We start from the raw sequence: 12,821 nt of genomic DNA, 5'->3' as shown, positions 1-12,821 counted from the left end.
CCACAAGCGATTAGGTTCAAGTAGCAAGTGCGAATATGCCACTGATAATTAGCTACACAGAACTTGAACTTCGTTCTGTGGTTTTGTATGGATGCTTAAACAATTTAAAGATTTAAAAAATGGCGAATAACTCCTCACAACTCCCCTTTGAGATAGGTTGGGAAGATGTAACGATCACCCTGTTTGGACGAATTGTAGACGGCTTTAGGGGCTTTAAGTACAAGGTGTCAAAAAGCAAGGCAAACATCCATGGGCGGGGCAAAGACCCTATTGCCCGTGCCAAGGGAAAAAAAGAATACGAGGGCAGCATCAAGTTGTTGTTTCGGGAAGTGATTGCCCTGGAAAAGGCAGCGATCCAGAACGGTGGAGCTGACCTGACCGACCTCGATCCTTTTGATATTACCCTGGTATATGCCGAGAATGGGCTGGTAGTCACCCACATCCTGAATAATGTAGAAGTAACTGAGTATGAACTTACAATGGAACAAGGCGATGACTTTATGGAGGTAGAACTGCCCATTAGTATTGGGAAAATTAGCAGACAGTAACAGGGTTATATTATTGTGCTGCTCTGATTGTTAAATTGTTTTATGGTTTTATGGTTGGGCGAAGCCATTCTGAGTCGCTTTGCGAACAATTTTAACAATTGAACAATCAGCCGAAAGGCGAAACAATTGTAATAACCCCAGCATTTTTTTTAACAATCTTTTTTTAAAAACATGACACAGATACAAGAAAACACCACCCCCGAATTTTTCACCCACGGGGAGCAAAAGTACCGTACCACCCCACCTACTGTAGAAGAAGAAGCACAATGGAAGACCACCTTTGGGGAGGTGCTGGCCGCCAACGATGGCGAAGGACACAAGCTTTGGTTGCGCCGTCCCGATTTGCCCATTATGCGGGTGGCCATTGCCCAGTTTCGCAAAGGCAAAACCACCATCGACTTTGAAGATTTGCTCTTTAAGAGCTGTTGGTTGGCGGGCAATGAAGCCTGGCTTGTGAGCGAAGATTTGTATGAGGCGGCATTGAACGAGTTTGAGCCTTGGGTAGAAATACCTGATGTAGAAACCCGTTTTTTGGCAGATGAGAATCTCTACGAACTGAAGGTGAAAGGCTTTGTGGGCAAGGTGGCAAAGCCTAGCCGCAAGCAACGCAAACAAGCCGAAAAACGCAACACCGCCAACAAACCTTTTGGCACCGAAATGCATTTGCTGGAAATGATCTGGAGGGAAGGTGACTTAAACGAGCTCCGCCAGGACGACTTTGCCTATATGGGTATGCTGGCTGCCATTCAGGAACTCAAAACCCAGAAAATAGTTGAGCTGGTAAAAAAGTAGCCGAGTACCGCATCAAAGGCGACAAAGTGGATATGGAACAATGGGAAGCCATCCACGAGGGCTTTTTGCGGTACTACTTTTCTTTGAGCAGCGCCGAGATAGATTCACTTTCAGACGACGAGTTTGCCCGGCAAATTGCCCTGCTGGAATACATTAGAGACGAAGAACGCAAACAAACGGCGGTAAGTGGGTTAGTCGGGAGTCTATAGTCGGTAGCTTCTAAAGCCTCAAGTCCTTAGATGCCGATGAATATCGGTGCCATTAGCTTGAGGCTGTGTTATAGGCAACTAACCAATTTTATAGCACGTTGATTTTTAACCATTTATAAAATTGGTGAATAGTAGGCAAGTGTTTCAAGTTTAAGATTACTTGTGACTCGCTGCTTGTTTCTTGAAACTGTAGAGGCTCCCGACTACCAACTCCTAACTCCCGACTAAATGACCTACGACTTAAATCAATTGTACCAAAGAGCCTTCGGGCGATTTATTGTGTATCCAGGGCTCACCAAACCCGGCAAGTTGCTGGATAGTTATGCTCCTTCGGCATTTTTGGGCAAGGGCAAAAAACAAAGCTTGTTGAGTACCCCTATTATGATGCCGCTGAAGCTGGATGACTACGCTTTTCCCCTGGAGCCGCTCATAGAGGTAAGTACCTCTAAGTCCATTGTGATCAATCAAATGGTGAACGCCGAAACCAATGTACTAGAGGATATGGGGCTGGACAATTTTAAGCTGACCATTCGGGGCTTTTTGGTAAGTGAGCAGCCAGGCAGTGCTCCCCTGGACGAGCTGCGTAAATTGATGAAGCTGATAAAAAAACGGAGCAGTCTCAAGGTAAACAATGAACTCCTGAGCGCCTTTGGCATCCGGGAACTTGCCATCCTATCGGCGCGCTTTGGCGACCCCGAAGGAGGCATTGAGTTTAAGCCCTACACCTTGGAATGCATTTCAGACGAAGCGGTGGAGTTGAGGCTTAATCAGGACAAAGCGGCTCCTTTTACTGATACCAGTCAGCTTCCCGAAGATTCAAGGTAAACCATACAAACAACTTTTATTTATGAGACACGCTAGTCTCTTTAGTGGTTTAGGCGGCTTCGATTTAGCCGCCCAAAGAATGGGCTGGACAAATGTTTTCACCGTCGAAAACAACCCCTTTTGCCAAACCATTCTCCGCCACTATTGGCCAGACACTATTCACTATGAAGACATCAGACAAACCGACTTTACCCCCCACTACGGACAAATCGACCTCCTTACCGGAGGGTTTCCCTGCCAACCGTTTAGCCAGGCCGGAAAACGCAGAGGAGCTGCTGACGACCGTTACCTCTGGCCGGAAATGCTTCGCGCTATACGAGAAATCAGACCCACTTGGGTGCTGGGTGAAAATGTTAATGGAATCGCCTCGATGGTACTCCAGCCGCGTGTTGCTCACTTGGAAAGCGGGGCCAATGCTAAGGGCGAAACAATACACCGAACAATGGAAGCCGAAGCCGTTATCCACCGAATATGTGAAGACTTCGAAGCCCTCGGCTATAGCGTCCAACCAATGGTTATTCCGGCTTGTGCCGTCGAAGCGCCCCACCGAAGAGACCGGGTCTGGTTTTTGGCCTACACCCACCGTAGTGCAGTACGATCATCCCGAAAGAGTAGCCCGCCTGAAGGCAATGGGAGCCAAAACCATGACAAGCCGAATAGCAGGCAAACTACGCCCCAACAGTATACTAGACTATGCCATGTTTCATTCGCTGCTGCCTACCCCCACTACCCAGGAACCGGGCAGCCCTTGCCAGCTCACCCCCAACGGGCGGCGCCAAAGCAAAGACGGCAAAAACAGCTACAGTTTGAATCTGGGCAGGATGGCAGCCATGAAACTATTGCCCGTTGCAAAAAACCTAAATGGCAATATACCTACCCCGCCCCAAGGCAAGACTACAGGTTCCGCCCCGATTGGCAAACTCAATCCCCGGTTTGTGGCGGAGATGATGGGTTTCCCGCCCCTGTGGACGGAATTACCATTCCTCGCCTCCGAAACGAATCGATCAAAGGCTACGGAAACGCGGTAGTAGTACCACTGGTGGTGGAGATTTTTCGGGGGATTGAGGGGGTGAAAAACACATTATAAACACACCCCATGAGCTGCCTGAGTACTTGATGGGGTGTTGGCATTTTGTAAACTTATTTACAAATCGTAAACTTTCAAAGCAGCACCATTTATACAAACCCAAATAAGGTCATTCTCTTCTTTACAAAAAAAGCAAAACCTACGCCTGACATATTATGGCACAGAAAGGCTTAAATTTTATGTCTCAATGAGTTATTTTTGAACTCTTAACCCTTTTTCCTTTCCACAAAAGACCTTCATCCTTGTCCAAACTATAGCCAAATGGCGATATTTGCCTCTATATTTATTTTTTTCATTAAAAAAGTATCCAAATCAACGCTATGATTTGGGTATAGATTGTTAGAAAGCTTTTCACTTAAATCCGAATTTGTAAATTCAATTTCCATGCGATTAATCCAAAAACAATTACCTTGGCTGTTGTCAGCTTTATTTTTGTTCACCGTTGGTTGTAAGAAAAAAGAGGAAGACCCTCAACAGCCTGCCCAAACCAGCCTGAGCACTTTTATTCCTACTTCGGTAGATTTTACTTCGGTGACCCTCAAAGGGAGCATTTCGACAGTGGGCGAAGGAGGCATTACCGACCACGGTTTTGTCTGGGGCGAAACCACCAGCCCCGACCTCAACTCGGCGGGCAAACATTCACTGGGAGCAAAAACCGAAGCAGGAGCATTCGAACACCCCGTGACTGGGCTCACCGCGGGCAAAACCTACCACGTACGCGCCTACGCCACCGATGCCCAAGGAACAATGTATGGCGAAGATAAAACCTTTAGCACTACTAACAGCCCCACTATTACCGAGTTTACCCCCACCGAAGCAGGTCAAGGCGATACCGTGACCATCAAGGGTACCAACTTTAACGCCACCACCGCCGAAACAAGCATTAAATTTGGTACCACCGCCGCCGCCATCATTATTAGTGTAAGCGAAACCGAAATAAAAGTAGTAGTGCCTAGCGGAGTAACCGAAGGCGCCAACAAAATTACCGCAACCATTAAAGGGTTAGATGCCGCTTCTACCATTGATTTTATTTACTTAGGCGGACTTTGGACAAAGAAGAAAGATTTTGGGGGTGGAGAGAGAATGTTTTCAGTGGGATTTAGTATAGGTGATAAAGGTTATATTTGCTTAGGGCGTGGCGAAGATCGTGCAACAACGACCAAAAATGACTTATGGGAATACAATGCTACGAGTGATACTTGGACACAAAAAGCCAATTATTCTGGTGGCAAACGTTCTTCCTCAATTGCTTTTGTTATTAATCAAATTGCTTTTGTAGGTCTAGGTATTGATGAAAATACAACAAGTAAAAAAGATGTTTGGCAATACAACCCTACGACTAATCAATGGAGTCAAATTGATGATTTTATAGGAGATAACTCTCTTAAGAAAAAGTTTTCTTTTTCTGTAGGAGGAAAAGGCTATGTGTGTGTACGAGGGTTAACTGACTTGTGGGAAATAGATACAGGGGTTTGGTCAAAGAAAAATGCTATACCGACCACAAATGTGAGTAATGTGTTTGTTATCAATGATGTGGCTTATTTAGCAAGTGCATTTGATAAGAAACTATGGAAGTATAATGCTGTAGCAGACACCTGGACTGCATTGAAAGAATTTCCAGCCAATATATCACTAGGTGGGATTGTGTTAAATGGTAAAGCTTATTTTGCTTCCTCATCTGATGATGGTTACGTATTTTGGGAGTATACCCCCACCACTGATTCTTGGGCGAAAAAACAAGGTTTGGCAAGCCGAGTAAGTACTCCAAGCTATTCAGAAGCTTTTGCCGTGGGAGATAAAATTTATATCAGAGAAGGAGGAACCGCAAGGACTTCGGTATGGGAGTTTGACCCTACCAAATAAAAATATTTAGAAGCAAAAAGCCAGCATTTGGTGCTGGCTTTGGCTTTTTCTTCTTTGATCAAACGATACAATGATTACCTATTTTAATCCATCATGAAACTTATAACAACTATTACATTCAGGCATTTTATTTTATTCTTTATACTCTCAGTGGGCATTCATTTGACTGCCCAGGCACAACTGGCGGGTAACATTACCGTTTTTTCCAGTGGCATCGGCAGCCCGGAAACCTATACTATAGTATTCAATGGGCAAAACAAATTACCCGGCGTTTCCAAAGACCACACGTACGATGACCCTAACATCATAGATGGAGGTTGTTTTTATGCTGCCGAAATAACGACTCTTTCCGATTACGATGCTGGAGTGCTTCATAACCAAACCGTGGTGCCTGTCCCGGTAAACTCGTGTAGTAATCGGGTCTTTGCCTTTAGGTGGACGCCTTTAAGTATGCATACTCCTCGGACTGATAACAGTACGATATGCGCTGGTGCCAGTTTCACTCTGTGGGTTCCTAAGCACAACAACGACAGAATTGACCAATACCATTGGCAACAATCTACCGATGGAGGGGCTACCTGGACAGATGCTACCCACACCAGCGGAGGGACGGCTTATACCACCAGCCCTTCCTTAGTGGTCAATGCTCCCAAAGTGGTGAGTGCACAAAATATGCTGTACCGGGCAAGGGGCTTGCGTTATGGCAAGTTGGTAGCGCCTGCGGGTGGGGCACTGCCCGTTTATATCTTTTCTGCGCCACCCGATGCATACAAAGATAACCTGGGCAACCATATATTCTACCAAGACAATACCTGGAGAACAAAAGACATTATACCAATTACAATAGGAGGGGTATTAAAAGGCAATATTGAAGTCACTCACCTTGTTTGTCGGAATGAATTCAAAGCAAAGGTTGCTGTCAAATTTAATGAAAATATTGCAGGGAATTATTACTATAGCCTAGCTCCTGAAATGACTTTGTCAGGTACCATCCCGGATGGAGCGTGGAATATCCCCAACCCATCCCAAACCAGTACTTTCCCTGATGATGCGTTTGGTAGCCCCGGAGATGTATTAGGTGCCGGAGAGTATACTTTAATGATAGAGGCAGTAGATAGAAGCCAGAGTCCTGCACTTAGAAATTGCCTGGAAAGGTATTTTATTAGAGTCAAATCCCCCAGCTTGGTCACCCTCACCGAGCAAACCGCCCAAAGACGCAACCCCAGCTGCATTGGTGCGGCCGATGGACAAATTGTACTCACCGCAGGTGGAGGAGCTGCAGCGCAGTCCAGTACTTACAAATATACTATTCTCAAATACCGCAATGGTGCCCTAACGGAAACCCGCCCCAATTTGTCGCCGGGACCCCATACCTTTGGGGGGTTGGATGCCGCAGGCTACCATTTTGAAATTAGAGAATCCGGTTGTGGCGCCAGCACTTTGGTTACTTTGCCCAACCCTGGGGTCATTACCTTGTCCAATCCGCCCACTACGGTGGCTACTTCGACAGTTTCGGCACCCATTATTTGTGAAGGTGGCACGGGCAGCATTCGAGTGAGTTTTACCCAAGGCAACGCGAGTGGCACCTATACTATAGAAGCCTACAAAGATGGAGCTGCCGCCGCCCATGCCACCGCCAACGGCATTACCCACGCTTCGGGCGGACATACCTTTACGGGCTTGCCCGCGGGCGGCTATACTTTTAAGGTGAAGCACTCTTGCAGTAGCGGAGGCAACTATGACATTACCACTCCTCAAACCCTGACTAATCTGGTGCCTGTAGCGGGTACCCTGGCGGGCATTCCACAAACGGGCAGCACCCACGCCATTTCCTGTAAAGGAGGCACCGATGGCAAGTTGGGGGTGAAAGTTACTGCAGGCAACACCATTGCCCCTAATACGGCTTATACTTTGGTGCTCAAGCAAGGCGGAACAGTGGTAAATACCCCGGCTTTTGTGGGTTTTGGTACCACCTCGCTTAGCGGGGTCACTGTAGGCGATTCGGTGGTATTTACTGGGCTTTCTGAGGCGAACTACAGCGTAGAAATTAGTCAAAATAATTGTCCCCAACCAGCCAAGGTATTGGGAAGCGTCAGCTTGACCGCTCCGGCTACTCTAACCGCCACGATTACCCCAGTGCTCCGTTTTGCTACCTACCACGTCACTTGTGCCGATGGTGAAGATGGGCAAATCAGGGTAGACAATGTGACCGGAGGCAATGGCAACTATACTATAGAACTCAACGAAAACGGCGCCAAAATCGCTACCCAAACGGGCACCTCGGCTTTGTTTACGGGCTTGCGCCCAACTAATTTCCAGGGGGGCACCGTAGTGTATAGCATTCGGGTAGTGGACGACAAAACCTGTGAATACATCAGTTTGCCCATTCAACTACAGGCACCTCCCGTGCTTACAGTATCGCTCACTCCTGAGCGGGTCACTTGTAAAGGCGAAAGTAATGGCAGTATTGCCGCCACCATTGGCGGAGGAGTCAAGCCTTATACGATCCAGTGGGTAGATGGAGCCAATAGCCCGGTAACCGCTGAGATTACCTTGGGGGCGACCGAAAACACAGTTACCTTGAGCAACCGTCCGGCGGGAGCCTACAAGCTCCGGGTAAAAGACGCTCAAGGTTGCCACAACTTTGTGACCGGAGGTTGGTACGAAATTTCTACTACCATAGACGAACCTTCGGTAGCCTTTGCCTTTGAAGTAGCTTCTTTTGCTATAGACTCGGTGTCTTGTCACGGAGGCAGCGATGGCCGCGTGACCCTCGCTGTAGCAGGCGGTTGGGGTGGCTATACCTATTCCAAAGACGGCACCAACTTCCAGGCTTCAGCGGCTTTTAGTGGCTTTGGCGCAGGAGACCATACCCTGTACGCCCGTGACGCCGAAAACTGTACGATCAGTACTGTAGTTACGATTAAAGAACCACTATTACTCACGCTTACCCAGCAAAAAATCACCCAGGTGAGTTGCAAAGGAGGCTACAACGGCACCTATATTTTTGAAGCCAAAGGAGGCAATGATGCAGGTAGTCAACCCTATACTATCCTGGTCAATGGAGCCCCTTACGCCGAAACCGATTGGTTCCATTGGACCAGTAACCGTCAAATTGCCCTCAGGGGTTTGGCAGCAGCCAGTTATACTATTCAGGCAACTGACTACAAAGGTTGCCAGCAAACTTTAAGCTTTACCATTACCGAACCCACCCAATTAGCGGCAAGCGTAACCAACATTACTACCGCTACTTGTGGTTTGCCTAACGGCAGTGCCACCGTGATGGCCACCGGAGGAACTACTCCCTATAGTTATACCTGGAAAAAATACGAGGAGGCCTTGGGGACCTTAAAAACCTGGAGCACCTCCGCCCAATTAACGAATGCTGAAGGCGGCGCTTACGAAATGATTGTAACCGATGCTTTGGGTTGTTCGGTGACCCAAGTGGTACAATTGTCCAATGCCGATGCCGCCAGGGTTACCAACCAAAGCATTACCCCCGTCACTTGCGCCGAAGCAAAAAATGGCACAGCTACTTTTAGCGTGGCGGGCAACTTTCCTGTCCAGGTAAGTTGGGTAAACGGCAACGAGACCGGGCAAATTACCTGGCAAAACGCCACTACCCTCAAGCTCAGTGGGCTTGCCAAGGGTTACCACGATTTCCAAACCCAGGATGCCAAAGGTTGTATCCGTTTTGAGCGGGTGCTCGTGCCGGGTCCCGAACCTTTGCTTATTACCCGCCAAACGAGCCAAGACCCTACTTGCCACAACAGCACCAATGGTGGCTTGGCAATTGCGATCAGTGGAGGTACTGCCCCTTATACTATTCAGTGGGACAACGGACTGGCTGCGGGAGCCACTTCTTTTGATAACCTCAGCGCGGGCACCTACACTGTAGCAGTGACCGATGCTAAAGGTTGTACCAGACAGGCGAGTTTTATCTTACAAAACCCCTTGCCTATCAGTGTAGACCTGGGCGTTGGCAGCACCGTATGTGCCGGGCAGAGTGTAACCTTAAAGCCCACGATTCCGGCGGGCAATACCATTGCTACCTACGCCTGGACTTCGGCGAGTGGGAATTTTAGCAGCAGTGCGAGCGAAGTAACCGTAAACACCGCCGATACTTACTTCCTGACCGTGACCACTGCGGCAGGTTGCAGTGGCAGCGGGCAGTACAAACTGGCAAATTCAGCCAGTGCCTTCGAAGCCGATTTTCTGATGCCTTCCGACGCCGTGGTGGGCGATACGGTGGTGCTCATTGAGATTTGCCGCCCGGCGCCTACCACCTTGTTTTGGGATATTGAAGGGCTCGACCAAGACGTATTTTTGCTGGAGAGTACTGTGACCAATCCTAAGCAACATTTACTGGTGCCCAAAGAAGGCACTTATACCGTGCGTTTGTACGCCTCGCTAGGGGGTTGCCAGGACGTGTTCGAACGCCAGGTAACCGTGGTGAAAGCCGAAGACAAGCGTTTTGCCCAGTCAGGCAAAGCAGGCCAACAAATTACTGCCCAGGTATCGCCTAACCCAGTGACTGGTGGCAAGGTAAATATTGCCGTTTCTTTGGCGCAAGCCGCCCCGGTATCGGTAGAGATTTTCAACATTTCTTCGGGCAACCGTTGGCGTTACAAGCAACCGATCAAAGGCAGTGGGCAAACCGATTACCATTGGTTGCTCCACATTCCCGAAATGACCCAAGGGGTGTATGTAGTACGGGTACAAACCCCTACCAGCCAGAAAATGTTGAAGGTAGTGGTGAAATAAAGAGAGATTATGTTACTTTAAATGATCAACAGGAAGTAGTTGGTATTTTACTACTTGAAGATAGCTTAAGAAAAGCCTGTAGCCTTGGTTACAGGCTTTTTTTTGAAGCTAAAATCAGCGATGAAAACACTCCCCAAAATCTGAGTATTTCCAAAATATTATGTATTTTAGGTCTTATGGAAGACAAAGAATGGACTTATCCTTTTGACAAACCCCATAGTTGGGACTGGCGCGATGAGCAATGGTATATGCGTTATCTGGAGCTGAAGGCGTATAAAAAAATGTATGGAGATTGTAGGGTGCCCAGAGGATGGGAGAAGAATCAAGCACTTGCTGGTTGGGTAAAGGAACAAAGGAGCAACAAAAAAAAGATGGTTTCGTGGCGAGTAGAGCTGTTAAACCAATTAGGCTTTACCTGGGCAATAAGACCTTCTAAGGTTGCCTGGGAGGTTCATTATGAGGAGTTAATAGATTTCAAAAAAAAGCATGGACATTGCAATGTTACAAAGTCATTCAATAAAAAACTAGGTTTTTGGGTCAATACCCAAAGAAATAAATACAAAGACAATAGCTTGGCACCCGAAAGAAGACAACGACTGGAAGCCATCGGTTTTTCGTGGAGCGCGCGGGAAAGTAATTGGATGATTTCTTATGCGCTTTTAGAAGATTTTCACGCCTTGCACGGGCATTGCCGGGTAACCACCACCGACCAGAATACCAGCTCGCTTGGTTATTGGGTAAGGCATCAACGCAGACACAAAGATAAATTAAGTCCTAAACAGTTAGAGTTGCTCAATCAATTAAACTTCGACTGGGAGGTATCTCGTAAAGAACACCCCTTTCTGCAAAAGCATTTTGAACAACAATGGATGGCCTGCTTCGAGGAGCTTAAGCAGCTGACAGCTACTCAGGGGCATTGTGAGGTGCCTCCTGAGCAAACCAAATTAAATGCCTGGGTTTCTACCCAAAGAACATGCTTCAAAAAACAAACGCTTTCGCAGGAACGTACTGACTTGCTCAATAGCATTGGGTTTGAGTGGGTAAGAGACAGTCATTTGTCCAGAACCACACTAGGGGAGCATGAAAAAAAGTGGATGGAGATGTTTGAGCAACTTAAATTATTTCAGGAGGCACAGGGGCATTGTTATGTACCGCGAAGCGAGTCAAAAGAAATGAAGAAGTTGGGGGAGTGGGTGTCTAACCAAAGACTTTATCATAAAAGGGGTACATTGTCTAAAGCGAGGGCAACACTGTTGGAAAACATAGGCTTCGATTGGGGTGGAGCAGCCTTGGCTGAGTCTAAATGGACTGCCATGTTTCAAAAGTTAAAGGCATTTCAGGCTACCCATGGGCATTTTCGGATAGTAAGAAATACCGAAGAATTAAAAAAGTTGGGGCAGTGGGTGAGTAACCAAAGACTTAAATACAATAGGGGTAAGCTTGCCCCCGAAAAGGTAGAGCTCTTTGACAGCATAAATTTTAGCTGGGAAGGAAACGAAAGGCTTGACGAACAATGGATGGAAATGTTTAAGCGATTAAAGTCGTTCGAGGCGGAACATGGACATTGCAATCCCCCCAGAAATACCGGGCAAACAAAAAAACTGAATAGTTGGATAACCAGGCAAAGGAAAGAACGTAAGGAGAGCAAACTTGCACAGGAACGGATACATTTGCTGGATAGCCTTCATTTTGAATGGTCAAGAGAAGGGAAGGTTATTTATACTGAAGCCCATGAGCAAGATTGGATGGAAAGTTTTGAAGAACTTAAGGCATTTCGAGCCAGCCATGGGCATTGTAACGTGCCCCATAGCAATGAGCAAACAAAAAAATTGGCAGGGTGGGTAGGACACCAAAGACAACGCTACAAAAAAGGGACAATCCTTCCTTATCGGGTGGACCTACTGAATGGCCTTGGTTTTGAGTGGTCAAGAAAAGGCAAGGTAGCAGACATAGGAAGACGCAAAGACCAGTGGGCAAAAAGATTTGAAGAACTCAAGCAGTTTAAGACCGAACATGGACATTGCAACGTAACCAGGACTCAGTCAAATTCTTTAGGTCGTTGGGTACATTTTCAAAGAGACCGCTTTAAAAAAGGGCGGCTGCCTCAAAACCGGGTAGACTTACTCAACAGCCTTGGTTTTGTGTGGGTGCAAAGTAGCAGAGCGATTCCAGTGGGGGCAGCCTGGAAACAAAGTTTTGAAGCACTCAAGGCATTTAACGAAGAACACGGACATTTTAGGCTATCTAAAAAACAACCCAGGCAAAAAATGCTTAGTCATTGGGTGGATCACCAAAGGGATTGTTTCAAAAAAGGAACTTTATCTACAGTCAAAATAAATTTACTCAACAGCATTGGTTTTGTCTGGAATCCTCCAAAAACTAAGAAAACCAACTAAACCTTACCCCGAAAGTTTCAAGCGTAAATTAGTCGAGTAAACCTGCTTGAAAATAACTATCTTTGAGGAAAGAACACCTGCCTTTCCACATTTTCAAAATATTTCTTGTTAAAAGTGTCCAAAGTCGACCGCTGAAATGGGTATATCTAGTCTATAGCCCAGTGCCGTTTGCTTAAGCCTTACCAGCCGCTGAGATGGGTATATCTAATTGATAGCCAAGATAAAGAAAAGGCTAAAAGCTAACAGCTAAAGGCCAACAAAGCCCAAAAGCCAGGAACAAAAAAGCTAAAGGCTAAGCTACTCGAAGAACAAAAAAGCTAAAGCTCAAAACCAACTA

8 protein-coding genes are annotated in these 12,821 nt (G+C 46.8%); all 8 read left to right on the top strand.

What is annotated here, in order from left to right:
• Positions 1–119: 119 nt before the first annotated feature.
• The 8 genes from M23134_RS33060 (at position 120) to M23134_RS33030 (ending at position 12,484) form a co-directional block, all read left to right on the top strand.
• Complete coding sequence (locus M23134_RS33060; RefSeq protein ID WP_002694114.1) at positions 120–548, top strand: hypothetical protein; 429 nt, start codon at positions 120–122, stop codon at positions 546–548.
• 171 nt (positions 549–719) lie between these two features.
• Positions 720–1,340, top strand: coding sequence for a hypothetical protein (locus M23134_RS33055; RefSeq protein ID WP_002704290.1), 621 nt, complete (start codon positions 720–722; stop codon positions 1,338–1,340).
• Positions 1,341–1,372: 32 nt separating this feature from the next.
• A complete protein-coding gene (locus M23134_RS41920) occupies positions 1,373–1,549 on the top strand; it encodes a hypothetical protein (RefSeq protein ID WP_002704288.1) in 177 nt (58 codons plus the stop codon).
• Positions 1,550–1,777: 228 nt separating this feature from the next.
• Complete coding sequence (locus M23134_RS33050; RefSeq protein ID WP_002704287.1) at positions 1,778–2,374, top strand: DUF6046 domain-containing protein; 597 nt, start codon at positions 1,778–1,780, stop codon at positions 2,372–2,374.
• Between the two features lie 22 nt (positions 2,375–2,396).
• Positions 2,397–3,461 carry a DNA cytosine methyltransferase gene (locus M23134_RS33045; protein WP_002704286.1) on the top strand — a complete coding sequence of 355 codons (1,065 nt, stop codon included), beginning with the start codon at positions 2,397–2,399 and terminating at the stop codon, positions 3,459–3,461.
• Between the two features lie 384 nt (positions 3,462–3,845).
• Positions 3,846–5,324, top strand: coding sequence for an IPT/TIG domain-containing protein (locus M23134_RS33040; protein ID WP_002704284.1), 1,479 nt, complete (start codon positions 3,846–3,848; stop codon positions 5,322–5,324).
• A 93-nt stretch (positions 5,325–5,417) separates the two neighbouring features.
• Positions 5,418–10,088: a T9SS type A sorting domain-containing protein gene (locus M23134_RS33035; protein ID WP_045114829.1), complete on the top strand. Its 4,671-nt coding sequence runs from the start codon at positions 5,418–5,420 to the stop codon at positions 10,086–10,088.
• A gap of 176 nt (positions 10,089–10,264) precedes the next feature.
• Positions 10,265–12,484, top strand: a complete 2,220-nt coding sequence (locus M23134_RS33030; protein ID WP_002704278.1) for a helicase associated domain-containing protein — start codon at positions 10,265–10,267, stop codon at positions 12,482–12,484.
• Positions 12,485–12,821 lie beyond the last annotated feature (337 nt).

Origin of the sequence: Microscilla marina ATCC 23134 (genome assembly GCF_000169175.1) — a bacterium.
Taxonomy (GTDB): domain Bacteria; phylum Bacteroidota; class Bacteroidia; order Cytophagales; family Microscillaceae; genus Microscilla; species Microscilla marina.
The sequence above is the reverse complement of the archived record's forward strand: the minus strand, read 5'-3'. Positions and strand labels throughout refer to the sequence as shown.

Coding starts and splice junctions, on each gene's coding strand:
- M23134_RS33060 (WP_002694114.1), top strand. CDS start 120: ATGGCGAATAACTCCTCACAACTCCCCTTTGAGATAGGTTGGGAAGAT.
- M23134_RS33055 (WP_002704290.1), top strand. CDS start 720: ATGACACAGATACAAGAAAACACCACCCCCGAATTTTTCACCCACGGG.
- M23134_RS41920 (WP_002704288.1), top strand. CDS start 1,373: ATGGAACAATGGGAAGCCATCCACGAGGGCTTTTTGCGGTACTACTTT.
- M23134_RS33050 (WP_002704287.1), top strand. CDS start 1,778: ATGACCTACGACTTAAATCAATTGTACCAAAGAGCCTTCGGGCGATTT.
- M23134_RS33045 (WP_002704286.1), top strand. CDS start 2,397: ATGAGACACGCTAGTCTCTTTAGTGGTTTAGGCGGCTTCGATTTAGCC.
- M23134_RS33040 (WP_002704284.1), top strand. CDS start 3,846: ATGCGATTAATCCAAAAACAATTACCTTGGCTGTTGTCAGCTTTATTT.
- M23134_RS33035 (WP_045114829.1), top strand. CDS start 5,418: ATGAAACTTATAACAACTATTACATTCAGGCATTTTATTTTATTCTTT.
- M23134_RS33030 (WP_002704278.1), top strand. CDS start 10,265: ATGGAAGACAAAGAATGGACTTATCCTTTTGACAAACCCCATAGTTGG.